Raw genomic sequence first — 25,247 nt, 5'->3', positions numbered from 1 at the left:
CAATCGCGCTTGGTGTGGGCTGCCCGCGTCCAGAAGGTGAGCCCCACGTCCCGGGCTGTCGCGCGGCGTGACGGTCCGTTAATTACCGCGGCGTATGCTGCAGTGCAACAAACCCTTCTGACGGGAGTCCCATGAAGCCTTTTTCCAAGATTCTCGATCGCCTCAAGCAGGCCTCGCCCGCCCAAGCCGACACGAGCGGCGTCACCGACCATATCGCGCGGGCGCTCTCGGCAGCGGGTCTCGACCGGTCGGGCAGCAACGATGCGGTGCGCGCGACGATCGACCGCGCGCTGGCGAGCGCCGGCCTCGACGCACGCGGTGCGGCGCCGGTCGCCGACACGGGTGTCACACCGCGCGTCCGGGTCCGCCCCGAGCAGTCTGCGCCGGCACAGACGGTTCCAGGCCAAGGCCAGTTCCTGCGCGCAACGTTCTCGAACGCGCACGGACGTCGCGACTACCGGCTGTACCTGCCCGTGGGCTACGACGCCGCCGGCGCACCGCGCCCTCTGATCGTCATGCTGCACGGGTGCACGCAGACCGCCGAGGACTTCGCGATCGGCACCCGCATGAATGCCCTCGCCGACCGACACGGCTTCCTCGTTGCCTACCCGCAGCAGATCGGCAAGGCGAACCACGCGAAGTGCTGGAACTGGTTCCGGTCGGAAGACCAGCGCGGCGATGCCGGCGAGCCTTCGATCCTCGCGGGCATTGCGCGGCAGATCGCACAGGAGCATCGCGTCGACACGGGCCGCATTTTCGTCGCCGGGCTGTCCGCCGGCGCCGCGATGGCTGTGATCCTGGGCCAAACGCACCCAGACCTGTTCCAGGCCATCGGTGTGCACTCAGGCTTGCCGTATGCGAGCGCGCACGACATGCCGTCCGCGTTCGGCGCGATGCAAGGACACGGCGCGCAGGCAGTGCCGGCGCCGGGGGCAGCGGTGCCGATGATCGTGTTCCACGGCGACGAGGACCGCACGGTCGCGCCCAGCAATGCGGACGCATTGGCCAAGGCCGCGGCGCGACCTGGCCAGCGCACCCGCACCGAGAGCGGACGCGCAGCCGGCGGACAGGCGTTCACGCGGCAGGTCGTTGTCGATGACGCAGGCCGATCGCACTTCGAGCGGTGGACGCTGCACGGCGCCGGTCACGCGTGGAGCGGCGGCGACCCGGCCGGCTCGTACACCGACGCGACAGGCCCCGACGCGTCTGCGGCGATGGTGGCGTTCTTCCTGCAGCACGAGTAAGCCACTGCAGCGCGGTGATTTCGCTCGCCGCGCCCCTCGGGCGTTGCCTGCGGTTGCACCGTGCAGGCAGCGCAGCGGCTGTGCGTCCGGCCCGACGGTTTGGCAGTTCTCCGCGCCCGCGCCATGGTCCGTTCGCGCCGCGCGCAAAGCTTTTTCGGCGATGGGCTCCCGTCCGCGCGCACGTCATACATGCACGCGCGCCGCGTAAGGCGGACAATTGCGCAACTGCAGACGGGAGCGGATATGAGCCCTCACATCGTCGTGGTCGGCGGCGGTTTCGCTGGCCTGTGGGCTGTCCGCGCACTGGCGCGCTCGCCGGTGCGCATCACGCTGGTGGATCGACGCAATCACCACCTGTTCCAGCCCCTCCTCTATCAGGTCGCCACGGCAGGCCTGTCGTCGCCAGACATCGCGGCGCCGCTGCGCCACATCCTGCGTCGCCAACGCAACGTCGAGATCGTGCTCGCGGAGGTCGCAGAGATCGATGTCGAGGCCCGCGCAGTGCGAACGTCCAATGGACGCCGGCTCGACTACGACACGCTGGTACTCGCAACCGGCTCCACGCACGCGTATTTCGGCCATGAGGAGTGGGCGGAAGACGCGCCGGGCCTCAAGACCCTCGACGATGCATTGGAGATCCGGCGACGCGTCCTGCTCGCATTCGAGAACGCCGAGATGGCCGCCACGCCGGAGGAGCGCGACGCATGGCTGCATTTCGCGGTCGTCGGCGGCGGGCCCACGGGCGTTGAACTCGCCGGCACGCTCGCCGAGATCGCGCGACACACGTTGCGCGACGAGTTCCGCCACATCAACACCGCCACCGCGCGCGTCAGGCTGATCGAAGCCGGGCCGCGCGTGCTTTCGTCGTTCCCCGAGTCGCTCTCCCAGCGTGCGCGTGCGCAGCTCGAATCCCTCGGCGTCGAGGTGCTCACCGGCGCGCCGGTGGCCGACATCGACGCGCGTGGCTACCGCATAGGCGACAACCGCGTCGCGGCGCGCACGGTGCTGTGGGCGGCCGGCGTCGCCGCATCGCCGCTGGGCCGGATGTTGGGCGTCGAGACTGATCGCGTCGGACGCGTTCCGGTCGGGCCGGGCCTCAGCGTTCCCGGCCACCCTGAGATCTTCGTGGCCGGCGATCTCGCCGCCCTGCAACAAGACGGCCGCTCCGTTCCCGGTGTCGCCCCTGCAGCGAAACAAATGGGCAGCCATGTGGCGCGAGTGATCAGCGCCCGTCTCGCTGGCGAGGCCGCGCCGCCGTTCCGATACCGCGACTACGGCAACCTCGCGACGATCGGCCGCATGGCCGCGGTCGTCGACGTGCACGGGCTGCGACTGAGCGGCGCCCTCGCGTGGTGGTTCTGGCTCGTCGCCCACGTGTTCTTTCTGATCGGCTTCCGCAGCCGGCTCATCGTGCTGCTCAACTGGGGTTGGTCGTACTGGACCTACCAGCGGCACGCCCGGATCATTTTCCGGGATGGCACGCCAGAGCCGACCGACCCTGCGGACGACGCGCCGCCCGGGCCGGCGCCGTGCGCGTCCGAAGCGCCGGCTGAAGGCCGCGTCGACCACGCGACCTAGCGCCCGCGGTCCGCGTCCTCAGCCGCGCAGCAACACCGCCGGCAGCGCGACCAGGCCGAGCAGGAACGCGATCGCGATGATCGTCAGCACGACGCGCACCGGCTCGTTGCGCAACACAGTACCGAAGGTCTCGGCAGTGCCGTCGCGCATCGCCGCCTCTTGCTCGGCGCGCACGCGGGCCCGGCGCTGCGACTGGTATTGGGCCATCAACCGCTTGGCCTCGGGCACGTCCGAATTGTCTTTGACGTAGATGCCACCGGCCGAAATGCCCCAGATGCTGGGTGGCGTCTCGTAGTACTCGATGCGCGCCCGGTCGAGCATCGCGCGCACGTCGTCGGCTTCGTCTTCGAGCACGCCGCGCAGGTTGAGCAGGAGTTTGGCCATCGGCAGATCATAGCGGCCGGCGCGCTGGAGGCTTGTCGCGCAGCGGAACGTCAGTCAACGGACCTGCCGACCACTGCGTAAGTCTTTGACACGCGCGTGCAGACGTAAAAAGGCCCCGCAGTGCGGGGCCTCTTCCTTAGCACACGATCCGACGACGAGCGCCGAGCTGCGTGGCCCGGCGCCTGCCGCTCGAACTCGCTTAGCGGCGAACGTCCGTGCGCGTCGCCACGGCGAGACGATTCGCGCCGATGTTCGCGCCCATTGCAGCCGCAACCGCGCCGAGCACCAGCACGAACAGCGACCACCACGCGGCCGCAGCAACGGCCTCAGCCGACACCTGGCCCCACTGGCGTGCCTTCTGCTCGGCCTGCACCTTCGCCTGCTGCCAAGTCGACTGGGCCTGCTGGTACGCCTGGCTGTAGCTGCGGTCCCAGTTGTCGACGGTCTTTTGGGCCTCGTCGCGGCTCATGCCGGTGCGGGCCACGATGAGGTTGACCAGCGCCTCGCGGTCCGTGCCGTTGATCGTCTCGCGCGCCTCGCTCTGGATGCGGTCGAGGATCTGGTTCAGAGCCTCGTCGGCCTGCGCCGGATTCTGCGCGGCGCGCTGCAGCGCCTCGCCGGCGGCGTCGCCGACCTGCTCCGCATCGCGCTCGAGCTCGCCCGGCTTCAGCTGGCGGTTGCCCGTGTCGCGCAGAAGCGCCTCGGCTTCACGACGCAGCGCGCTGATGTCGACACTGCCCTGCTTCAGCTCGTCCTGTGCCTGGTTGACGATCGGGCCCGTCACGGCGGACGCGGCCTGCCCCGCCTTCTGCAGGCCTTCGCCGAGCAGATTGAGCGTGCCACCGATCAGGCGACCGATGCCGGTGGCGAGCAGCGCCATCGAGAGCAAGGTGATGATCGCCCACGTGGCAAGGCCATGAAGCGTGCGGTCGTGGTGCGTCTGCAGCGTCGCGAGGGCACCGGCCACATAGCCGCCCGCCAGCATCGATACGATCACGCTGATGACGAAGTAGATCCCCGAACCGATGCCGATGCCTTCGACGGGGTTCTGCTCCTGCATCGGGTCGATGACGCTTGCACCGATCGCGATGCCGAGCACGCCCATCAGCAGCATCACCGCAAGCCCGACGACGGCGCCGGCGAGGATTGCGCCCCAGGACACCCGCCGCGTCGCGGCTGTGGCGGTGGTCGTATGAGTTACTGCAGCCATGGTGCTCTCCTGTGGAGTAGTAAACGGATGCACACCTGCAGGACGCCGGGACAGGAACTCCAGGCCGGGCCGACCCTGATGCGCGTGGAGCGCGCGGTCGAGCGAACAGGCGTTGCGAGGCGAAACCCTAAGGGAAGCTGAATGAAATCCGGATGATCGGCGCTCACGCGCCGCGCGGTCTGCTCGCTCGCGGCCGCGCCGGAGCCGCTCGAGACAGTCGGTCAGGCCGTCTTACGGCCGCGCTTATCAACCGGAAACGGACCGGCGTGCGGGCGAGCGCCGCACGGTCAACCCAACGTCCGCGTCAACTTCTGGTCGGTCCCGCAGGGGCCGCGGATGACGACGCAGTCGCGGTGTTCCTCGCCAAGGCGCCAGGTCCACCCGCGTGGCTGCTGTTACGAACGCAGGTGTAAAAGATAAGGAGCGACCCGCGGCGAACGTCAAAGCGCGGTGGCCGTCGCGACGGCGAGAATCGCACCATGCGCGAGTTCCAAAAGCCGCGTGTCGGCGCGCGGCGGATCAGTGCCGGACCGAGCGTTCTCCCGCCCGGCGACGGCAGCTGCCCATGCCAACGGTCGAGGCGATATATCAGCGGGGCCCCGGGCAGGCTCGGCTGAGCCGTTCGGCGCTTGCCGCAGGCGGACGTGCCGGCGCTCGCTCAGCGCGCGAGCAGTCGCTCCACGTCCGGGTCCTTTTCGTGCCACAGACCGTTCATCCACCGCTGGAACCGGACACGGAACGCGCGGTCGTTCTGGTAGTCGCCACCGAGAAACTCCGCCGGAATCGGGCGGTGACGCACGTGTACGCGGACCTCCGGCACGCGGCCGGCCAGCAGGTCGGCAAGCGACGGGCGGCCGGCGGGATAGGCAATCGTCGCATCGAGAATCGCGTGCAGGCCTTCGCCCATCGCGTCGAGCACGAACGCCACGCCCCCTGCCTTGGGCTTCAGCAGATGCCGATAGCCGCTGCCCTGCCGCGCATGCTTGGCGGGGGTAAAACGCGTCCCCTCGACAAAGTTCACGATCGTCACTGGGATCTCGCGGAATTTTTCGCAGGCGCGGCGCGTGGTTTCGATATCGCGCCCCGCGAGTTCAGGCCGGCGGGCAATCTGCTTCGGCGTGTGGCGGCCCATGAACGGAAAGTCCAGCGCCCACCATGCCACCCCGAGCAGCGGCACCCAGATCAACTGGCGCTTGAGGAAAAAACGCATGAACGGAATGCGCCGATTGAACACCTTCTGCAGCACCACGATGTCCACCCAGCTCTGGTGGTTGGCCAGCATCAGGTAGTGGCCGTCCATGCGCAGGGACGCGTCCATCTCCACGTCCACGCGCGTGCCCGTGAACCGGTCGACCGCCCAGCTGTTCACCCCGATCCAGCTTTCCGCCAGGCCCGTCAGCACCGGATTGCTGGCCTTGCGAAGGCGATCCGACGGCAGCACCGCCTTCAGCATCGACACGATCAGCAGCGGCACCACGTGCAGCACCGTGTTGGCCGCGATCAGCAGGGAGATGAAGCAAAGACGAAGCAGGGCCATGGACGGACAGGCGGTTCGTGGAAGCGCCTATTGTGCCGGCAACACCGCAGGCACTGCCCGAAATCCGCATCCGAAATGAGGTTCGGGCGCGCCCTTGCGTTGCGAAGCTGGCCCCTTCGCTACGGGAGCATCGGCGCGGCGACTGCTCGCGGGGAACGAAACGCCGAGTCAGGCCCTGCCCGCCCATACGCACGGCGACCCCGATTTGTCAGAGGTGTTCATGCCTCCAATTGCCCACCTCTGCAATCATGGAGACCCGTTCGGAGCCCTCGTGCCCGCCTTGACGTCGATACCGGAACGCATCCCCGTCACCGCTGCGCTGGACGAGCGCCAGTCCACGCTGCCCGGCCTCGGCCACATCGGCACGTGGCCTGCGTCGATGCGCGTGATGTTCCGGATGATGCTCGACGCGAAGCAGCCGATGTCGCTGGTCTGGGGCGACGAGCGCCGGCTGCTCTACAACGACGCGTACGTCGAGTTCCTTGGCGAAAAGCACCCGGCGGCCCTCGGCGAGAAACTCGACGAGGTATGGCCCGAAATCTGGCCGGATATCGGCCCACTCGTGGACCGCGCCCGCGCAGGCGAAGCGTTCCACATGGAAGACGTGCCACTGATGATCCGCCGCGCCGGCGGCGAGGAACGCGCGTGGTTCACGTATTTCTTCTCGCCGGCGCGCGACGAGGACGGTCGCCTGCGCGGGATGTACAGCTCCGTGGTCGAGACGACGACGCGCGTGCTCGGCGAGCGGCGTCAGGCGCACCTGCTCGAACTCACCGACGCGCTGGCGGCGGTGGACTCGTCTGACGATGCACTCGCTGCGGCCGGTCGTGTGCTCGTCGACTACCTCGAACCGCTTGGCGGATGCCGCGTCGTCGATCAGACGCCGGAGGGCGCAGCCCGGACGGAAGTCATCACGGGCGAGTTCGACGCTGAGACATGGGAACGCGCCATCACGTCCCGAGTAGTGCAGTCCGCTGCGGCCGGTGACATTGCGGCTCCTGACGCATGGTGTCTGCCCCCGTCGAGCGGGCCCGCTCCGACAAGCTCCCCGCTCGATCGGGCGCTCCTGGCCGTCCGTATCGACCGCCCCGCAGATGCGCCGGGGCGTTTTTTCTTCGTCGCTTCGCGAATCTGGACCGAGGCCGATTCGGAATTCGCGAGCGAAGTCGCACGGCGCGTCACGGCGGCGATCGACCAGTGGGCGACGGCAGCGGCACTGCGCGAGCTCACGGGTTCGCTGGAGACCACCGTGGCCGAGCGCACCGCGGAGCTTGTCGAAGCGCGCGCCGAAGCGATCCACATCGCCCAGCGCTTGCAGATCGCGCTCGACTCGGCGGAGATCGGCGACTGGGATCTCGACCTCGTCACCGACGCTGCGTACCGCTCGTTGCGGCACGACAAGTGCTTCGGCTACGACGAGCGCATCCCCGAGTGGGGCTTCGAAACATTCATCCACCACGTCCACCCGGACGACCGCGATCGGGTTGCCCAGGCATTCCGCGACGCGATCGCGCAGATCGGAGTTTGGCGATTCGAAGCGCGGGTCATCTGGCCCGACGGTTCGCTGCACTGGATCGCGGCCTACGGCGCCGTCTACGAAAGCAACGGCGCGCCGAGCCGGATGGCGGGCGTGGTCATGGACATCACTGCGCGCAAGGCCGTGGACGAGGAGCTGCGCCTGTCCAACGAGCGCAAGGACGAGTTCCTCGCCATGCTCGGCCATGAACTGCGCAACCCGCTGGCGCCGATCGCCACCGCCGCGCAGTTGCTGCGCATGGTTCCCGAGGATCCCGCGCGCGTGCGCACCACGGGCGAGATCATCAGCCGCCAAGTCGGCCACATCACGGCCCTCGTGGACGACCTGCTCGACGTGTCGCGCGTGACACGCGGCCTGGTCCAGCTCGACGTCGCGCCGGTCGACATGCGCGCCGTCGTCGCGGCCGCGGTGGAACAGGTGCGCCCGCTCGTCGATGCGCGCCGCCACGCGCTGTCCGCGTCGGTGCCATCGGAACCGCTGACCGTGCAGGGCGACCGCACCCGGCTCGTGCAGATCGTCGCCAATCTCCTCAACAACGCGGCGCGTTACACGCCTGAAGGCGGGGAGATCCGCGTCGGCGCCGCCGCGGACGGCGACTCCGTCTCGCTGCACGTGACCGACAACGGCTTCGGCATCAGTCCCAGCCTGCTGCCCGTGGTGTTCGAACTGTTCACCCAGGGCGAGCGCACGCCGGACCGCTCGCAGGGCGGCCTCGGTATCGGCCTGCCGCTGGTGAAGCGCCTGGTCGAGATGCACGGGGGGGGCTGTAACCGCGTCAAGCGAGGGCCCCGGACAGGGCAGCACGTTCGCGCTCTCGCTCCCGCGCCACCAGGCGGCGGACGCGCCACCGCCGGTGACCCACGCACGCCCGGTCACCTTGCGACATGCACGCGTCCTGCTCGTCGACGACAACGAGGACGCGGCGAACACGACGGCCGACCTGCTCCGGTTGTACGGCCACGACGTCACCGTGGCCCACACGGCGACGGGCGCACTTTCCGGGCACGACCCGGGCGCATTCGACACGTACGTGCTCGACATCGGGCTGCCCGATCTCTCCGGCTACGACCTCGCCACCCGGTTGCGCGCGGCCTGCGCCGGCGACGCGCTGTTCATCGCGGCGACCGGGTACGGACAAGCCGAAGACCGTGCGCGTTCGCATGCGGCAGGTTTCGACCACCACCTGGTGAAACCGCTGGATCCCGAACGGTTGCTCGAACTGGTCGGCGGGGCGGTGCCCGGCGGGCAGATCGACTAGTCCGACGCCATCGCGCCTCTGCCGCCGGCCGCGTCGACGCGCGCGGGCCCGGCCGGGACGGAACGAGGCCGCAACGCGACGCCTGCCGAGCAACGGCGGAGAATGCTGGCGCCTGCGATCGGCCGTCGCCCGCCCTGCTCGTCTTTCTTCGCAGCCACCACCGCCCGTCTGTCTAGACTCGCGCCATGCAGGAACGAGGCAGCTCGAGCATCCACGACACGAGCCACGACAGAACGACGCCGCAGGCCGCGCCCGACGACCGCGCGCTCCTGCGCGGCATCCTCGTTCACGACATGCGACGCGACGTGCGGCGCCACCTGCGGCCGATGCTGGCCTGGTATCTGCTGTTCACGGCGTTTGCGACCGTCGCCGCAGCGCCGCTGACGACGTGGTCGCTCGCCGCGTCGTTGCATTGGATCGAACGCCCGCTCGCCGGCGACGTCGATGGTCTGCTCGACAGCGCGCTGGCGCTCGCGTGGCTCATGCTCGCCGCCGCGCTCACGTGGTTCGTCGTGATGTTGCAGCAGGCCGGCATGCTGCTGGTGTCGGCCAGCCACGGTTGCCGGTATCGCACCGCGGCCATGGCGCTGCTGGGCGTGCTGCGCCGCGCCGGTCCACTCGCTGTGCTCGCCGGCACGCAGGTGCTGGTTCACGCGTTGCTGGCTGTGCCCTGGCTCGCACTGGGCAGCGTGCTCTACGAGATGCTGCTGAGTACATATGACCCGTACTACGTGGTGACCGCGCGGCCACCTGCGATGTGGGCGTTTATCGGCGCGTTCCTGCCCGTGTTGATTGCGGGCCTGCTGCTGCACGCGACGCTGTACTTCCGATGGCTGCTCGCAACGCCAGCCCTCGTGCTCGAAGGCCTGACGCCGGCCGCCGCACTCGCGCGCAGTCGGACGCTGACGCGCGGCAGGCACCTGCGCATCGCCGTCCTCGTGGTCGGATTGGCACTCACCGTCGCCGTGATGCCGGTGATCGTCACCGACCTGTATTCGCGCGCGGCTACGCCGCTGCTCGACGGGTTGCCGCCGCATCGCTGGCTCATGAGCGCCGGCATGGCTGGCTACCTCACGTTCTATGCCGCCACGGCGCTGGGTGTGCTGTTTCTGGGCACCACGCTCAATGCACTGCTCGTGCGCGCGCTGTTCCTCCGGCTCGGCGGCACGCGCGCCTCCTGCACCGCCGATCCCGTGCCGGCGCATCCGGGCCGCTTCGTCTGGGCCGCGGAGGGGCTGTTCCTCGTCGTCGCACTCAGCCAGGCAACGCTCGCCGTCAACAGCATGAACCTGCGTCGCGAGGTCACGATCACCGCGCACCGCGGCGCGTCGGCCGTCGCCCCGGAGAACACGCTGGCCGCATTCAAGGCCGCCATCGACGCGGGCGCGGACGCGATCGAGCTCGACGTCCGGCTCAGCGCCGACGGAGTGCCCGTGGTCTTTCACGACAGCGACTTCCTGCGTCTCGCCGGCGATCCGCGGCGAGTCGTCGAGACGCCCACGGCGGTGATTCGCGAGCTCGACGTCGGCCGCCCGTTCGATCCCGCGTTCGCAGGCGAGCGCGTCCCCACGCTGCGGGAGGCACTCACCTTCATCGACCGCCGTGCCACCACGATCATCGAACTCAAGCCCGACGCGCACAACGCCGATGCGCTGCTCACGGCGACCCTCAGGGAGATACGGCGTGGCCGGTACCAGGACCGCGTCATGCTCGCCTCGCTCTCGCCGGAGTTGATCCGCGTCGCGCGCGATGCCGCACCGCAAGCACCGCTGGTGCTGTTTGCCAACGCCGCGTTGCCGGGCACCGCGCGGCGCACCGAGTTCGACATGCTCGGGCTCAACCACTTGGCGCTCGATTCGGCCGCCGTGGCCGACGCCCGGCGTCGCGATTACCGGCTGCAGGTCTGGACGGTCAACGACCCGGCGCGGATGGCGCGCTACATGGACCTCGGCGTGGACGACATCTCCACCGACAACCCGGCGGCGGCCGTCAGGGTGCGCGCGCAGCGCGAGGCGCTCACGGATGCCGAGCTGCTGCTCGCGCGGCTGCGCAGCTGGTTCGGTCGGCAGCAGTTGATGGCGACACCGCATCAGCTCACCAACTGAGCGCGTCGCGGCGAGCGGCTTGCCGGGCAGCGGCCCGGATCTGTCCGGCGGCACCGCTGCGGACGTCACTAACCGTGCCTAACCGAACGCCAGCCGCAGCAGCGGCACCAATCCGAACCAGAGCACGTAGCCGAGCGTGACCGCCATGAGCCCGTCGATCCGCCGCGGCATTTCGGCGGCGCGTGCGTGGCGCCGCAGCAGCCACGTCAGCAGGGCCGCGTGGGGGAGCGCCGCCCAGGCGATGCCGTCGTACGCGCCGCCGACCAGGCCCAGGCTGTCCCACCCGAGCGCGGCCGCGGCGGCCAGCAGCACGAAGACCAGCGACGCCCGCAGCGCGTTGCGGTGACCCAGACGCACGGCCAGGGTGCGCTTGCCGGCAGCGCAGTCGGACGCTAGGTCCGGAATGCCCGACAGGGTGATCGACGGCAACGTGGCCAGCAGCAGCGGCACGCTCAGCACCCACGGCGCGAGATCGCTCCAATCCCCGCCGAGAAACACGTAGCCACACAGCAGCACGCCGATGCTGTGGGTGACGGCGACGTCCAGTTCACCGAGGCCGCGATAGCTGAGTTTGAGCGGTGGCGCCGTGTAGCCGATGGCGAGAACCGCTACAGCACCGAGCGTCCCGAGCACGGCAGCCGGGCTCGCGGTCGACACCGAGACGAGCCACCCCGCGCACGCCAGCAGTCCGACCAAGGCCACCCCAATGCCCGTTCGTACCTCCCGCACGCTCAGCGAGCCGTCAACGAGCACCCGCGAGCCGCCGGTGAAGGTGCTGTAGTGACGGTTGCGCCGGTCGGTCGGCAGGTCGACGAGCTCGTTGACGAGCACCGTCGCCACCTCCAGCAGGAACAGGCAGAGGTAACCCATCCAGAACACCGGCGCCTCGAACACCTGCCCGCCGGGGGAGGCCGCCAGCGCGCCGATGGCGTAGGCCACCCAGGACATCGGATAGAACTGCAGGCGCAGGCTTCGCAGCCAGGCCGCGGCTTTCTGCCGCAGCCGCTCGGCGCGCGTGACGCGGCCGTGCCGCAGCGCGCGCCCCTGCTCCCTCGCCCGGGCCAGCCACGCCTCGCGCTGCGCGGGATCGGCCTGCTTGACCGACCCGAACACCAGCGAACGCACCGGCCGCACGCCGCAGAAACCCAGCGTCGCCCGGGCCAGCGCGTTCCGCCCAGGTTGGCGGTACACGAGCCGATGGACCAGCGGCGGCGTGTCCATGGTGGTGATCAGCTGGGCCGAGCGATCCTGCAGCAGGCCTTCGTAACCGGTGCCGCCTTCACTGGTCTGGAACGCGAACCCCGGCGCCATCAGCCGATCCAGAAACCCCTTGAGCAGGGCCGGCGCGCCGCCCCACCACGTCGGATAGACGAACACGAGGTGGTCGGCCCACAGCACCAGCTCACGGGCTTCGCGGAGGTCATCCTCGAGTGGCTGGTCGTTTGGCGAGTACGTGTGCAGGTGCGCATCGAAGTCCAAAGCCGCCAGGTCAAGGCGACGCAGTTGCGCACCCGCCGACCGCGCGCCCTCGGAGTACGAGTCGGCCAGCGCGCCGCACAGGCTGTCCACCCGCGGGTGGCCGAGGATCACGAGCACGTTGATCGGTCGCTCAAGCGATCCCGAGCCATCAGCCGTCACGCATTTGCCCCGCAGCCCGTCCGTCGATCAGCGTCAAGGGTAGAGCCCGCGTTGCGCGGCGGGCATGAAGCCGCGCCGGCGGGCGCCATTAGAGCCGTCGGCACGGCAGGGCCGTGACAGACGAGCCGGTCCGGGGATCGGCGACGGAGGTGTCCGCGGCCGATCGACGGGCGGCGCGCATGTTCGTTGCCGGCAGGAGCGCACCGCCTTCGCTCGGAAGGCCAGTCCCTCAACCCGACCGCGACCGTCAAGTCTCTTGGTCCGCGTTTCGCTACGTTAGACGGCGGTGGCGCCTCCTCCGGGCGTCGATCTTCGTACTCGGCCACAGGACCCATTGATGACCCGCCAGCCGCTTGAGCCTGTCGCATCGCCCCGTGCGCGCATTTCGAACATGCGCCCCTCCCTCCTGCTCGCGGCGATGCTTGCAGCGCCGATCTCGCCCGCCTTTGCGCAGGTGAGCATCGTCAACCCCGGTGCGCCGGGCGAGGCAACGCGCGAGCTGTCGCCCGACCAGGCGGTGAAGATTGCCGGTTCGCGTTACTCGGCGGCCGACGTGCAGTTCATGCGGCAGATGATCCCGCATCACCAGCAGGCGATGGACATGGCCGCGCTGGTCGGCAAGCGCACGAACTCCCCGGCGGTGATCGAAGCAGCCGCGCGCATCGAGGCCTCGCAGCGGGACGAAATCGGCTTCATGCAGCAGTGGCTCACGGCCCGCGGTGAAACCGCGACGGATCCGCAGGCGGGCGACCATGCCTCACACGGCATGTTCGGCATGGCCACGCCCGCACAGATGGGCGCGCTGGCCCAGGCCGAGGGCCGCGAGTTCGACCGCCAGTTCCTGCAGTTGATGATCAGCCACCACGGCGGTGCGCTGAAGATGGTCGAGGAATTGCTCGACCAGTCGGGCTCGGCCTACGACCCGACGCTGCTCGAGTTCGTCAATGACGTCGCGAACGACCAAGCCGCCGAAATCGAGCGCATGACCACGCTCTTGGCCACGGTCAGCCCCGATCCGCGCACCGGCCTCAAGGCGGGCTTCCGCGACGCCGCGAGCGCGATTGAAAACATGCGGCTGATTGCTTCGGTGCCGAAACCGGCGGGCTTTTTCGACCCCGAAAATCCGGCGGGCCTGCCGCTGGAGCCGGTCGACGACAAGAAGAAAAAGAAGGAAGAGAAGAAGGACGCGAAAGCACTCGCGGAAGAACAGCGCGACAAGGCGTTCAAGCGCTTCAAGGGCGAGTCCGGCGAAAAAGGCCGGGGCGCACTGCTGAGTTTTTCGAACACGGACATGGCGTTCTCGAACGACGTGCTCGTGGTCGGCAACTACCACGGCTTCAACGCGTATCGCCTCGGCGCCGACGGCGTGCCCACGCTGGTCAGCTCGGTGGTCTGTCCCGGCGGCCAGGGCGACGTGTCCATCGTCGGCAACCTGCTGCTAATGTCGGTCGAGGAAACGCGTGGCCGGCTCGACTGCGGCCTGCAGGGCGTCGTCGAGGACGTATCGAAAGACCGCTTCCGCGGCCTGCGCGTGTTCGACATCAGCGACCTCGCGCGTCCGAAGCAGGTCGCGGCCGTGCAGACCTGCCGCGGTTCGCACACGCACTCCGTGGTGTCGAGCGACGACAAGCGCATCGTCGTCTACAACTCCGGCACCAGCTCCGTGCGCAAGCAGAAAGAACTCGAGCGTTGCGTCGATGAAGTCCCCGGCGACACGCGCACCGCGCTGTTCCGCATCGACGTCATCGAGATCCCGGTCGCCGATCCGTCGAAGGCGCGCGTGGTCGACAGCCCCGCCGTGTTCGCCGATCCCAAGACCGGCACGCTCGCCGGCCTGTGGCGCGGTGGCGACCACGGCGACATGACGCAGAAGACCAGCAAGACCGACCACTGCCACGACATCACCGTGTTCCCGGAGAAGAAGATCGCGGCCGGCGCGTGCTCGGGCAACGGAATCTTGTTCGACATCTCGAACCCGTTGAAGCCCAAGCGCATCGACGCGGTTACCGACACGGGCTTCGCGTACTGGCATTCGGCGACGTTCAACAACGACGGCACGAAGGTGATCTTCACCGACGAATGGGGCGGCGGTGGGCGCCCGCGCTGCCGCGCCTCCGATCCGCGCAACTACGGCGCGGATGCGATCTACGACATCGTCGACGGCAAGCTCGTGTTCCGCAGCTACTTCAAGATCCCTGCCCCGCAGGCGGTGACCGAGAACTGCGTTGCGCACAACGGGTCGGTCGTGCCGGTGCCGGGGCGCGATGTGTTCGTGCAGGCCTGGTACCAGGGCGGACTGTCGGTGATCGACTTCACGGACTCGGCGAATCCTGTCGAGATCGCGTTTTTCGATCGCGGCCCCGTCGATGCGGAAAAGCTCATCACCGGCGGCTTCTGGTCGACGTACTTCTACGACGGGCGCATCTACGGCTCGGAGATCACGCGCGGGCTCGACGTGTTGACGCTGGAGCCCAGCAAGTTCATCACCACGAATGAAATCTCCGCGGCCGCGCTCGCAACCGCCGATCCGGTGTTCAACCCACAGCAGCAGTTCGCAATGACGTGGCCGGCGGCGCCCGTCGTCGGATTGGCGTACGTCGATCAGCTGGCGCGTAACGGCGCGCTCAAGGCGGGTCTCGAACCCGAGCTGCGTGCGGCACTGACTGCCGCGCAAACCGCGCTGAACCAACCCGGTTCTGGCGGCGACAAGGCCGCGCTGGCCCGCCGCCTCGACACGCTGGCGGGCTCGGTGGCTGTTGGCTCCGGCACCGCAGGTAACAGCGCGGGGCGTGAGGCGGCACTGTCGAGGGTGTTGAAGGAGCTCGCGGCCAAGCTGCGGTAAGCGGGCGGACCGGGGGCGGAGACCGACGGCCGGCTGCGGGGACTCCGCCTGCCGGCCTTCGCCGCCTGCCCGGCGTCCGGACCGGACAACGGAGGCGCCGCGCGTCGCCCGACCGTTGCCTCAACCGCGCCGCGCCCTGCCCCCCGGGCGTGCAATCCGTTCGTTCCGCAACGCAAACGCGCGGGCAGGCCCCTGTTTCGGCCAACCGCCGCCCGCCGAGCGTCTGCTACGTTTGGTCCGTTGGCCATGCGCCGTACCGCGGGGTGTTTGCATGTCGATTCGAGGAATGCTGCTGGCCCTGCCGCTGCTCGCGGCCGCAGTCGGTGCACAGGCGCAGCCGGTGGTCGTGCAGGCCGGTCGGCTGCTCGACCGGCCGGGCTCGACGCCGCGCGGCGCGGCCACGCTGCTCATCAACGATGGCGTCATCACCGAGGTTCGCGACGGCCACCATGGCCCCGAGGCGTTCAACGTCGCCGACGCGCGGGTCGTGGACCTGCGCGAGCACTTCGTACTGCCGGGCCTGATCGACAGCCACGTGCACCTCACCAGCGATCTCGGAGGGGTGGCCGGCCAGCTTGCCGAGGTCCAGCGCAACGCCGCCGACAATGCGCTCGAGGCCGCCGCCAATGCCCGCAAAACGCTTGCCGCGGGGTTCACCACCGTGCGCAATCTCGGCGATGGCGACGGCGAGATCCGCGCCCTGCGCGATGCCATCAATGCCGGCAAGCTGCCGGGCCCGCGCATCCTGTCCGCGAACACCTCGATCTCGGCCACCGCCGGCCACGGCGACCCGACGCTCGGCTACCGCGAGGAGCTGCACGCCGCGATCGATACCGGCGGCAACGTCTGCGACGGCGTCGACAGCTGCCGCAAGGCGGTGCGCCAGCAGATCGCCCAGGGTGCCGACGTGATCAAGCTGTCGATCACCGGGGGCGTCAACAGCCGTATCAGCGCCGGGCTCGGCGCCCAGATGTTCGAGGACGAGGCCCGAGCCGTGGTCGAGACGGCGCGCATGTACGGCAAGAAGGTCGCCGTGCACGCGCACGGCGCGGACGGCATCAACCTCGCGCTGCGCCTGGGCGTGGACTCGATCGAGCACGGCACCCTGCTCGATGCCGACGGCCTCCGGCTGTTCCGCGAGAGCGGCGCGTACTACGTGCCCACGCTGTCGACCGTTAACGGTTACATCGAACGCCTCGAAGCGAACCCGGCCGCATACACCGGCGAGGTGCTCAAGAAGGTCCAGTGGCGTATCGGCATCACCGGCAAGGCGCTCGAACGCGCCGTGCCGGCCGGAGTGAAGATCGCATTCGGCACCGACGCCGGCGTCAGCCTGCACGGCCGCAACGCCGACGAGTTCGTTCTGATGGTCAAGCACGGCATGACGCCTGCCCAGGCGATCGTGGCCGCCACCCGCAACGCCGCCGACCTGCTCGGGCTCGGCGACCGCATCGGCAGCCTGGAAGCCGGCAAGCAGGCCGACCTGGTAGCCGTGCGCGGCAACCCGCTTGAAGACGTTGCCGCCCTCAAGCAGGTGGAACTCGTCATGAAAGGCGGCGAAGTCGTCGACCGGTGACGAGACCGACGCACCCGGCACGGATGTCGTCGCTCTGATGCGACCCGGGTGATGGTTTCCATCCCGATCTGAGCATCCGCGTGCCCTCTGGACTCCGAGCGGCCGCCTGCCTGATCGAACGCTACGCTAGGACACGCTCCCGGTCCGGCGCCCGCGAAAAGGATTTCCGCACATGCGACTCATCGGCCTGACGCTCGCCCTCGCAGGGTCGCTGCCCTTGCAACCCGCGACTGCCGCAACGCGTCCCTCGCCGGCCGAGTTCGCGCGGTATGCGGACGGGCTGCTGGCGGATGCCTCAGGCGTGCGTTTCGCGATCACGGCGTGGCTCCTTGCCACGCTTGGATTGATCGGGCTTTGGGTCCGCCTGCTTACCTTCTCGGTAAAACTGGGGGCAGGCGGCGCGGGCCAGCCTTCGCGGCTGGGGCGCCTCGTGCCGTCTGAAGGGCTGTAACCGGGCCCGGTCGGTGGAACACCGGGCCGCCGCATCGCAGGTGCTCGCCGAAGCGCCGGCGCTTCATCTCATCGATCCGCGACGCCGTTGCGAGCAGTGCCGCGGCAGCTACGCAGACGCATGCGCGTTCACCAGCACCAGGCTGAGCGGCGCATCGCACCCGCCCGTCAGCGCGACTTCGGTGCCCGCAGGCGCGTCCCCGAGGATCATGCGCAGCAGTGCCGGGCAGTAATCGTCGCCCATGTCCGCGCGCAACTCGTCATCCGCATGACGCCAGACATCGCCGTTGTCGGCAAGGTCGCGGCCGGTGAGATCGTTGCACAGCGACCGCAGACCGTCGGGATCGGCACCGGGCACGCGGATGCGCAACGCCAGCAGCGCGTCGCCGCCATCGCCATCGCCGCCACGTAAGGTAATTTCATCATCGAAGCTGCTGCTGAGGATGCGCCAGTCGCGCACCGGTGCAGGAGCCGGCAGTGCGGCCAGCAGGCCGTTCGTGGTTTCGCGCGATGCCGTCTCGACAGGGGGTCGAAGCTGCAGCGACGGCGTGAGGTCGCCCGGCGCGAAGAGGTCTCCCACGCCGAGGGCAACGGGCACCGCGCGCAGGTCGAAGTTGCGACGTGCCTCTCGTAGCGCGTTGGGGTCGGCTGGTGGCAGACCGGCATCGGCTGCATCCCGTGCCTCACGGCCGGCTGCGAAGTACGTGAGCGACACGGCGCCATCGGGCACGACGCGTGCGACGATCCCCGAGGCCTTTCGCTTGCGCATCCACGCCGCCGCGGCCGCGCTGAGATCGCCCTTGATCAATGCGCGACTGTCGAGAAAGACCTCGGCGGCCCACGGCCCCGGCGGGATGTCCTCTTCGTGCTCTTCAGGCGCCTCGAGGCCGAAGGTCTCCCGCAGTGAGGCACGCTCGGCCCTCGGCGCAACGATCGCGGTGAAGGCGGTTCGCGCCAACGTCTCTGACACCGTCGCCAGCGGTTCGACGAATCCGTGCCAATTCCAGACCTCGCACTCGTTCGAAAGCATCGCGATGGCGACTGGATCGCCCGCGCGCGACCGCGGCTCGACATGCAACAGCATCCGTGCCGCCGCCGCCGACTCGCCCGCTCCCTTGGTCCCGCAGCCGAACGTCATGGCGCGGTGCGCCAGGCTGTCCTCCACGCGCACCACGGTCTCGGCGGCATGCGTACGCTCGGCCCACGGGCCGCCCGTCGGTGCCGGCAAACGCTGGTGGAACAGGTGATGAGCGAAGACGACTGCCTGCGCGGTACTGCCCTTCCCCGGCCGCGTAGGCTTCGCAGGCAGTTTGTCGCCGGACTCGCCGAGCACGGCATTGACAGCCGCAAGCGCCTGCTTCGTCGGCGGCGCGCCGGTCAGGAGAGCGGTTGAGACGTCGTCCAACTGCTTCCAAAGCACTTCCGCGTTCGGCGGCTCCACCTCGCGCGCACCAGCAACGCCGAACGCTTTGAAGAACGCGGCTACGGAGATGCGCGGTGCCGCAAGTTCGCGTTCGATCGCGGCGAAGTCCGGCTGGATCGCCGCCCCCTGGAACAACCGCCGCAACCGTAACAGCAGGTCCGGGTGGCGGCCGCTAGCGGCCAACGGGACAAGTCGCACCGTCCATTCGTCGTCCACCGCAGGCGCCGCTCCCGGGCCAGCACTCGCGATGCGCTCGACCCGCAATGCCTCGCCCCACGTCGCTAACAGGACGTAATCGCCCCCGTAGGCCTGCGCGAAGGCGTGCAGTGCGTTGCGCTCCGCGGCGCGGTGTCCCCACAGGCTGAACTCCCAGGGGGACCCCGCGTTCGACGCGTAGCCGAGGCTTCCGCCGCGTTTGAGCTTGCCGGCCGCAATGGCGCGCAAGGCATCGCCGCGATATTGCTCAAGATTGTCGAGACCCGGCGCAGGCGCCAGGCCGAGCGCCTGCGATGTGAGCAGCGTGTCGATGACCGGCAGCGGCGCGGCGAACTCACCAACGACGTAGTGGTCGATCAGCTGCTTGGCCCACTTGAATGCGTTGCGACCGACCTTTTCCGGCCCGGAGCCCGCCCCGAAATGCATCGTGCCGCTCGGCAGCCGCATCTGCAGCGCACGCGGCACGCGCGCGCGCTGCTCGGGAGGCAGACGATCGCGCAGCGTGTCCCAATGGGCGTTGAGCGCCATCGACCATTGCTTGAGGTCGCAGAACCACGCTCGATCGGCTTCGGCGGGAATCGGCGCGAGAGGTGCAAGCAGAAAAGCGAGAGAGGCCATGGCGTCCAAGCAGGCGGGTGAAGCAACCCACTCTAGCGACGCGACGCCAGGCGCACGCGTCCGTTTGGAGGGCAGGCACAACCGCAGGTCGGAGGCGGGCTCGATGGCGCCTCGCATCGCGAGCGGGACAGAGCCGATTTTGCGCGGACGCAGGGCGCACTGATAGCCGCGACGTTTATCGCCGGCTGGCCCGCACCGCCCCGTTGGCCGTTGGAGTTATCGCTCGTGCATCTCCCCGGCCCCGCACCCTCACTTCACCCGCTCGCCCGCCGCCACCCGCACCGCCTCAATGTCGCGCGGTTCCGCGTCGACCGCGAGGCGCCACCAGCTGCCGTCGCGATCGCGGCGGAGCCTGCGATGCCTGACCAGATAGATGACCGCAACGCCCGCGGCGGCGAGCCCCGACAACGCGCCGACGCCAAGTGCCCACCGCGGTCCGAACCGGTCCGCAACCCAACCCACCAGCGGCGCGCCTATCGGGGTCCCGCCCATGGCCACGGCAATGCGCAACGCGAGCACGCGCCCCCGCATCGCGCGTTCGGTGGTCAGTTGCACCATCGAAGTGCTGGCCGTCATGAAGGTCAGCGCCGCAAGCCCGACAAAGACCAGCACCGCCGCGAACGACAACGGGCTCGGCATCACCGCGGCGACCGCCGTTGCGACGCCGAACGCCGCCGCGGAGACGCCCATCAGCACCATGCCCGGCATCGGCCGTCGCGCCGACAGCAGCGCCCCGCTCATCGTCCCGAGCGCCATGGCCGAAGTCAGCAGGCCGTACTGGCTGGCATCCCCGTCGAACACGGTGACCGACATCGTCGACACGAAGATTGCGAAGTTGAAGCCGAACGTGCTGATCAACGCCAGCATCACCATGACCGCGACGAGGTCAGGCCGCTGCCACACGTAGCGGAATCCGGCGAGCATGCTGCCGCGCGTTCGCTCCGGCGTAGCCTCGGCATGCAGCTCATGCGCCCGTAGGCAGCCGATGGAGACCAACACGGCGGCGTAGGACGCGGCGTTGATCATGAATAACCAGCCCTCGCCCACCGCCGCGATCAGCAGCCCCGCCACGGCGGGCCCGATCATGCGCGCCGCATTGAACGACGTCGAATTCAAAGCGACGGCGTTTGCCAGGTCGTCGTCGCTGACAATGTTCGAAACGAACGCCTGCCGCGCGGGCGCGTCGAACGCGGTGACGCAGCCGAGCCCAAACGCGAACGCGTACACGTGCCACAGCTGCACCACGCCCATCAGTGTCACCAGGCCCAGCCCCAACGCGAGCAAGCCCGCGGCCGCCTGCGTCCACAGCAGCAACTTGCGACGATCGAGGTGATCGGCCGCCCAGCCCGTGAGCGGCAACAGCAGCAGCGGCGGCCCGAACTGCAGCGCCATCACCATGCCCACCGCCGTGGCGCTGTGGTCGGTCAGCTGGGTCAGCACCAGCCAGTCCTGGCCGACGCGCTGCATCCACGTGCCCACGTTGGACACGAGCGCGCCGCCGGCCCAGACGCGGTAGTTGTAGATCCGAAGGGAGGAGAAGGTGCGACTCACGAGTCGCGAGAGACTAGACGACCCTACCTTTCGGCGGGATCAACGCAGGCGGCTTTGACGCGCCTTTTTGATGACGTTGGGTGTGCCTGATCTGCCGATTGCACGGCGACGTCGCGCTCCGCCGGGCGCAGGGGCCGAGCCGAACCGAGCCGCTCGTTTCGCCCGTCCTTGGCTCGAGGACCCGTCAACCCATCGCCTGCACGATGAGCTCGACGATCGCCTCGGGCGTCGCCCCGACGTCGATCGCCAGCGCATCGCGAGGCGGCTCCAAGGTTTCGAACTGGCTCGCTACGAGCGCGGGATCGAAGAAGTGGCCTTGCCGCTGGACGACTCGCCCGTGGATCGTCCGGTAGTCGCCCGTGAGATGCACGAGCAGCACGTCGTCGCTCTCGCCGACAAGCTGCTCGCGGTGCGATTCACGCAGCGCCGAACACGAGAACACCGCTCGTCCACCCGTGGCCCGCACCTGATCCATGCACGTGCGCAGCGCAGCGAGCCACGGGGCGCGATGGGATTCCTCTAGCGGCAGTCCCTGCGCCATTCGCTCGCGGTTCGGCTTGGGATGGAAATCGTCGCCCTCGAAATACGGCCAACCCAGCCGGTGTGCGAGCAAGGTGCCGACCGTGGTCTTGCCCGAACCCGACACGCCCGTGACCAGCACGATGCGCGGCGTGCTCACTGCAGCCCCCGGCACGTCGGCCGGCCCGGGTCTGGTCGGGACCCGCCGAGGGGCCAGGAAGGCACATCGCGAAGTTCGCCCGCTGGCCTCCCCGCTTGCTCCGCTGAGACATCGGCGCTCTGCATTCGTTGCTCGATGCGAAAAGGTCCGATCAATACCAAGCAAACGAATATCAATCTCCCGGCGTACGCCTGGTGAACGCAGCACCGGCTGAGGATCGACACTCGCTGCCTGTCCGCCCGCCGGCCGCCACTCGCCTCTAGCGTCGCGGGCCAAGTGTCGACGCGGCGTGCAACGCATGGGCGGGCACAAGCTCGGCGGGTAAAGCGTCCCATAGGAGTCCGCCTCCTTAGCTGGCGGACACGGCTACCGATAAAATTCAATCTCGACCATTATTTAAAGTTCGCGCTCCCCGGACTTGGCCTGAGCACGTCCGGACATGCGCGGCACATCGTTTCGGAGGACGCCGTGTCGACTGTCGACGCGAGCGCTCGAAACGCGACCGATAGCCGATAACGCCGCTTATCGAAGTCGGATCCACAGCCTCTCTTCACTTTGTTTCGACCGTTACCTAACTGCTCGTCCTTTATGGTGGTGTTCCTTGCGCGGAGGACGCCCAATAAAGGGCGTATGCATTCGCGCACCCCGCCCCCACAAAAGGAGACATACCCATGGAAAATCGCGGAGATAATCAGAAGGGCCTGAGCGGCGTTGCTAAGGCAGTGGACGCCGTCGGCGGCCTGGTCGGCACGATGAAAGCCGGCCTGGGCTCCAAGTCGGTTAACGCTTTCGTCGCCAATGCAAGCCGTGGCGACGTGTACGAGATCGAGGCGGCCCGCATCGCGCAGCAGCGCGCGCGTTCGCCGGAGATCCGGCAGCTGGCCGATCGCATGCTCAAGGACCATACCGAAAGCGCCAACAAGCTGATGGCGGCGCTGCGTTCGCACGGCGATCAGGACCTCATCGGCGAGATCGAAGGCGAGCTCGACCAGCACCGTCAGACGATGGTTGACCACCTGCGCCAGGCCAGCGATAACGAATTCGACAGCGTCTATCTCGCCCAGCAGAAGCTGGCGCATCGCGAGACGCTCACGCTGTTCGAGGGCTTCACGTCCTCGGATGAGCACCCGGAACTCGTCGCGTATGCCCGCGGCATGCTGCCCACGCTCAATGAGCACAAGGAAATGGTGGAGCGCATTGAGGGCAGCGGCAACATCCGGTCCTAAGGGATCACCGGCGGTACCCGGCAGATGCGCGGCGTTTAGCACAATGGTCGCGAGTCTGCAGAGGGCGTAACGCCTCAGTCCAAGACGCTTAAGGGAAAAGGCCCCGCGCTGCGGGGCCTTTTGTTTTGCAGCCGCGGAGCGTCCTAATTAGGGGCTAGCGTGTTAGCACCTCAGATGCGTCGGCCGCCTCGGAGGCGCAAGCAGCCAACACAGCCGCGGCTAAACATCATCGGGTCCAGAGACGGCCGAAACATGGAACCCCGCGGCCGCCTTCGCCGCATTGCGCGCTGCGAAGTGCGAGAGCGGCTTCGCGCGCACGCGGTCGATCTCCTGCCGCTCCGCCTCGTCCGCGCTCACGCCTGCCGCCTCGGCCAACGCAAGCAGCGTGACGCCGAGACCGCCGAGTTCCTTAGCAAGCTCGCCCACCGGCTTTGCGTACACATGGTCGATCAGCCGATGGAGCATCGCCGGGTCGCATCCGCAGGCCTGCGCCGTTTCGATCGCCTCCTCCGCAAGTCGAAGACCGCGCTGCGGGATCGAGCGTGCGTCGTGGTCGCCGAACGCGGCCACGCACCAAGCATGCGTTTCCGCTTGGCGCGTATCGCGATCGGTAGGCGCGCGCTGCACCCCATCGGATGATGACGTCGATTCGATTCTGTCCATTGCCCTGCCTCTCGTAGTGTGCCCTCCAGAGTATTACCAGGCGGACAGCACACAACGGCAGCAGCACCATCCAGCGCATAACCGGCGAGCTATCCGCGCGCTGCGACCTCAAAGCGCAAAACGTCCTGACGCTGAATCTGGACTACGGCATCGTCAAGGGAATGATGACGGTCGAAGAAGTCGCCAGGCCTTTAGCGAGCCCGTCCACAAAGAGAGGATCGGCAACCTGACGCCGTACACGCAGGCGTTGCAGTCCACACCGATGACGTAGAACGCCGCTAAGTTCAGCCACGAGTCTGTCGCCGCAAATTCGCCGTTGCACTCCCCTGCGGAGAGAGGCACGACCGAGCCCGACGCCGAAGCCCTCGCGAGCGTAGCGATGATCGAAAAGAACGAAGCGGTCGCCGCCATGCAGGCAAAGAGCAAGCAGCTTAGCCAGCCGGTGGCGGAGTTCGCCGGCAGTCTGCACGGCAACCACGGCATGAACTTCAGCCAGACACTGAAGTTAGGCGAGCAGGCTGATGCGCGCCCCGTGATCACGCCGCAGGTGAGCTAGATGCGCAAGGACGGTGCGGTGGTGCTGGCGCCGCTGGTCGCGAAGGACGGCGCCGGGTTCGAACGCGGCTACGTCGAGGCGACGGTCACAGGAAAGCGCTAGCGATGATCGACGACAAGCTGATGGAGGCCGCGAAGGGCGAAGCTGTAAAGGCGCGTCTCGAGAAGACGCGCAAAGTCGTGGCGAGACGTCTGGAGACAGCGACGGCTTTGATGGCCAAGCGCTGAGGCCGCAAGCAGCGCGGAAGCCATGGTCAAACTGGACTTCTCTAGTCGCGCTACCCCAGACGCACCCGTGGCGCCGCGCTCGGGTTACTGGAAGCTGCTTTCGTTCGAGCTGGGCCTTGTCGAGCTGACGCGAGTCCTTTCATCGTACGACGGGACCCGCCGCTAGCCGGGCCCCCTCCCGCCTAGGCGGTCGCCCGCACGCCAGCGATCGACCCTTCATTCACGCCCGGGACCACGTGCACTGGCGGCCGCTGCCCGCAGCACACCGGCGTACACCGTGCGATGGGACGGCGCATTGCCCGCAGCGGTTTCAAGCCCCTCGACGTACGTGTTGATCAACGCGGCCGCATTCCACTGGTCGCGCAGCTCGGCCATTGTCTGAGACACCGCGCTGCGCACGTGCCAGTCGACGTTAATGCCCTTCTCGGCTTGATTAGCGAGGTCTACGACACGGAGCAGATGCGGCGTCACGAGACCGGCGACGGTGGCGGTCATCCATTCAATCCTTCGGTCGGGATGACGAGAGGCTAACCCCGGGAGCGCCGGATGTGGATGCGAACGCGCGGCTCGGTCGACCTCTGTCGTGCGCCCTGCCCAACTGGTCACAGTTGGACGCCTGCGGAAGGCGCTCTCGCCTGACCTCGACGCGAGATCGACTCTGACCCTGCGGTCTCGGTCGCGGGAAAATGGACCTGCACGCACTCCCCGGCCGTCCAGCTCCCTGCTCTG

At 68.5% G+C, this 25,247-nt stretch carries 19 protein-coding genes and 1 pseudogene; 11 read left to right on the top strand and 9 right to left on the bottom strand.

Going from position 1 to position 25,247, the window contains the following annotated elements; translation table 11 throughout:
* Positions 1-131 precede the first annotated feature (131 nt).
* Positions 132-1,244, top strand: a complete 1,113-nt coding sequence (locus IE075_RS03050) for an extracellular catalytic domain type 1 short-chain-length polyhydroxyalkanoate depolymerase (RefSeq protein WP_189453172.1) — start codon at positions 132-134, stop codon at positions 1,242-1,244.
* Between the two features lie 243 nt (positions 1,245-1,487).
* Positions 1,488-2,822: an NAD(P)/FAD-dependent oxidoreductase gene (locus IE075_RS03045; RefSeq protein ID WP_189453170.1), complete on the top strand. Its 1,335-nt coding sequence runs from the start codon at positions 1,488-1,490 to the stop codon at positions 2,820-2,822.
* Positions 2,823-2,840: 18 nt separating this feature from the next.
* On the opposite strand, the gene IE075_RS03040 is transcribed toward IE075_RS03045, so the two are convergent.
* The 3 genes from IE075_RS03040 to IE075_RS03030 all read right to left on the bottom strand — a co-directional run bounded on the left by IE075_RS03040 (position 2,841) and on the right by IE075_RS03030 (position 5,953).
* Entirely contained in the window at positions 2,841-3,206 is a 366-nt protein-coding gene (locus IE075_RS03040; RefSeq protein ID WP_189453168.1) for a DUF6164 family protein, read from the bottom strand.
* 199 nt (positions 3,207-3,405) lie between these two features.
* The gene (locus IE075_RS03035) at positions 3,406-4,416 is read right to left on the bottom strand and encodes a hypothetical protein (protein WP_189453166.1); all 1,011 of its coding nucleotides are present in this window, start codon (positions 4,414-4,416) and stop codon (positions 3,406-3,408) included.
* A 658-nt stretch (positions 4,417-5,074) separates the two neighbouring features.
* Positions 5,075-5,953 carry an acyltransferase gene (locus IE075_RS03030; RefSeq protein ID WP_189453164.1) on the bottom strand — a complete coding sequence of 293 codons (879 nt, stop codon included), beginning with the start codon at positions 5,951-5,953 and terminating at the stop codon, positions 5,075-5,077.
* 220 nt (positions 5,954-6,173) lie between these two features.
* Here IE075_RS03030 and IE075_RS15910 point away from each other — a divergent pair.
* The 3 genes and pseudogenes from IE075_RS15910 to IE075_RS03020 all read left to right on the top strand — a co-directional run.
* Positions 6,174-8,252, top strand: a pseudogene (locus tag IE075_RS15910) (ATP-binding protein); the annotation flags it as partial.
* Positions 8,253-8,343: 91 nt separating this feature from the next.
* Positions 8,344-8,748, top strand: a complete 405-nt coding sequence (locus IE075_RS15550) for a response regulator (protein WP_229792280.1) — start codon at positions 8,344-8,346, stop codon at positions 8,746-8,748.
* 185 nt (positions 8,749-8,933) lie between these two features.
* Positions 8,934-10,853, top strand: a complete 1,920-nt coding sequence (locus tag IE075_RS03020) for a glycerophosphodiester phosphodiesterase family protein (protein ID WP_189453160.1) — start codon at positions 8,934-8,936, stop codon at positions 10,851-10,853.
* A 78-nt stretch (positions 10,854-10,931) separates the two neighbouring features.
* Here IE075_RS03020 and IE075_RS03015 read toward each other — a convergent pair whose 3' ends face one another.
* Positions 10,932-12,449 carry an NAD(P)H-dependent oxidoreductase gene (locus IE075_RS03015; RefSeq protein ID WP_229792279.1) on the bottom strand — a complete coding sequence of 506 codons (1,518 nt, stop codon included), beginning with the start codon at positions 12,447-12,449 and terminating at the stop codon, positions 10,932-10,934.
* A 433-nt stretch (positions 12,450-12,882) separates the two neighbouring features.
* Here IE075_RS03015 and IE075_RS03010 point away from each other — a divergent pair, with 433 nt between their 5' ends.
* From IE075_RS03010 to IE075_RS03000, 3 genes are all read left to right on the top strand, one after another.
* Complete coding sequence (locus tag IE075_RS03010) at positions 12,883-15,333, top strand: DUF305 domain-containing protein (protein ID WP_189453158.1); 2,451 nt, start codon at positions 12,883-12,885, stop codon at positions 15,331-15,333.
* A 286-nt stretch (positions 15,334-15,619) separates the two neighbouring features.
* Entirely contained in the window at positions 15,620-16,909 is a 1,290-nt protein-coding gene (locus tag IE075_RS03005; protein ID WP_229792278.1) for a metal-dependent hydrolase family protein, read from the top strand.
* 172 nt (positions 16,910-17,081) lie between these two features.
* Entirely contained in the window at positions 17,082-17,360 is a 279-nt protein-coding gene (locus IE075_RS03000; protein ID WP_189453154.1) for a hypothetical protein, read from the top strand.
* A gap of 108 nt (positions 17,361-17,468) precedes the next feature.
* Here IE075_RS03000 and IE075_RS02995 read toward each other — a convergent pair whose 3' ends face one another.
* The 3 genes from IE075_RS02995 to IE075_RS15545 all read right to left on the bottom strand — a co-directional run bounded on the left by IE075_RS02995 (position 17,469) and on the right by IE075_RS15545 (position 21,846).
* The gene (locus IE075_RS02995) at positions 17,469-19,616 is read right to left on the bottom strand and encodes a hypothetical protein (protein ID WP_189453151.1); all 2,148 of its coding nucleotides are present in this window, start codon (positions 19,614-19,616) and stop codon (positions 17,469-17,471) included.
* 249 nt (positions 19,617-19,865) lie between these two features.
* Positions 19,866-21,167, bottom strand: a complete 1,302-nt coding sequence (locus IE075_RS02990) for an MFS transporter (protein ID WP_189453149.1) — start codon at positions 21,165-21,167, stop codon at positions 19,866-19,868.
* A 184-nt stretch (positions 21,168-21,351) separates the two neighbouring features.
* Positions 21,352-21,846: a gluconokinase gene (locus IE075_RS15545; protein WP_229792277.1), complete on the bottom strand. Its 495-nt coding sequence runs from the start codon at positions 21,844-21,846 to the stop codon at positions 21,352-21,354.
* A 722-nt stretch (positions 21,847-22,568) separates the two neighbouring features.
* On the opposite strand from IE075_RS15545, the gene IE075_RS02980 reads away from it, so the two are divergent.
* Positions 22,569-23,072, top strand: coding sequence for a DUF4142 domain-containing protein (locus tag IE075_RS02980; RefSeq protein ID WP_189453144.1), 504 nt, complete (start codon positions 22,569-22,571; stop codon positions 23,070-23,072).
* 219 nt (positions 23,073-23,291) lie between these two features.
* Here the strand turns inward: IE075_RS02980 and IE075_RS02975 are convergent, their stop codons facing one another.
* The gene (locus IE075_RS02975; RefSeq protein WP_189453142.1) at positions 23,292-23,642 is read right to left on the bottom strand and encodes a hypothetical protein; all 351 of its coding nucleotides are present in this window, start codon (positions 23,640-23,642) and stop codon (positions 23,292-23,294) included.
* Between the two features lie 472 nt (positions 23,643-24,114).
* Between IE075_RS02975 and IE075_RS02970 the strand changes: the two genes are divergently transcribed.
* Positions 24,115-24,291 (top strand): hypothetical protein, encoded by a 177-nt coding sequence (locus IE075_RS02970; protein ID WP_189453141.1) that lies wholly within the window; start codon positions 24,115-24,117, stop codon positions 24,289-24,291.
* Between the two features lie 104 nt (positions 24,292-24,395).
* Positions 24,396-24,518, top strand: coding sequence for a hypothetical protein (locus tag IE075_RS15770; RefSeq protein ID WP_268244906.1), 123 nt, complete (start codon positions 24,396-24,398; stop codon positions 24,516-24,518).
* 216 nt (positions 24,519-24,734) lie between these two features.
* On the opposite strand, the gene IE075_RS02965 is transcribed toward IE075_RS15770, so the two are convergent.
* Positions 24,735-25,013, bottom strand: coding sequence for a hypothetical protein (locus tag IE075_RS02965; protein WP_189453139.1), 279 nt, complete (start codon positions 25,011-25,013; stop codon positions 24,735-24,737).
* Positions 25,014-25,247: the final 234 nt, after the last annotated feature.

Origin of the sequence: Cognatilysobacter bugurensis (assembly GCF_014652095.1) — a bacterium.
Lineage (GTDB): Bacteria > Pseudomonadota > Gammaproteobacteria > Xanthomonadales > Xanthomonadaceae > Cognatilysobacter > Cognatilysobacter bugurensis.
This window is presented reverse-complemented; position numbering and strand designations above follow the sequence as displayed.

Coding starts and splice junctions, on each gene's coding strand:
- IE075_RS03005 (WP_229792278.1), top strand. CDS start 15,620: ATGCTGCTGGCCCTGCCGCTGCTCGCGGCCGCAGTCGGTGCACAGGCG.
- IE075_RS02970 (WP_189453141.1), top strand. CDS start 24,115: ATGATCGAAAAGAACGAAGCGGTCGCCGCCATGCAGGCAAAGAGCAAG.
- IE075_RS03010 (WP_189453158.1), top strand. CDS start 12,883: ATGCGCCCCTCCCTCCTGCTCGCGGCGATGCTTGCAGCGCCGATCTCG.
- IE075_RS15770 (WP_268244906.1), top strand. CDS start 24,396: ATGATCGACGACAAGCTGATGGAGGCCGCGAAGGGCGAAGCTGTAAAG.
- IE075_RS03040 (WP_189453168.1), bottom strand. CDS start 3,206: ATGGCCAAACTCCTGCTCAACCTGCGCGGCGTGCTCGAAGACGAAGCC.
- IE075_RS03020 (WP_189453160.1), top strand. CDS start 8,934: ATGCAGGAACGAGGCAGCTCGAGCATCCACGACACGAGCCACGACAGA.
- IE075_RS03000 (WP_189453154.1), top strand. CDS start 17,082: ATGCGACTCATCGGCCTGACGCTCGCCCTCGCAGGGTCGCTGCCCTTG.
- IE075_RS03045 (WP_189453170.1), top strand. CDS start 1,488: ATGAGCCCTCACATCGTCGTGGTCGGCGGCGGTTTCGCTGGCCTGTGG.
- IE075_RS03035 (WP_189453166.1), bottom strand. CDS start 4,416: ATGGCTGCAGTAACTCATACGACCACCGCCACAGCCGCGACGCGGCGG.
- IE075_RS02995 (WP_189453151.1), bottom strand. CDS start 19,616: ATGGCCTCTCTCGCTTTTCTGCTTGCACCTCTCGCGCCGATTCCCGCC.
- IE075_RS02965 (WP_189453139.1), bottom strand. CDS start 25,013: ATGACCGCCACCGTCGCCGGTCTCGTGACGCCGCATCTGCTCCGTGTC.
- IE075_RS03050 (WP_189453172.1), top strand. CDS start 132: ATGAAGCCTTTTTCCAAGATTCTCGATCGCCTCAAGCAGGCCTCGCCC.
- IE075_RS03030 (WP_189453164.1), bottom strand. CDS start 5,953: ATGGCCCTGCTTCGTCTTTGCTTCATCTCCCTGCTGATCGCGGCCAAC.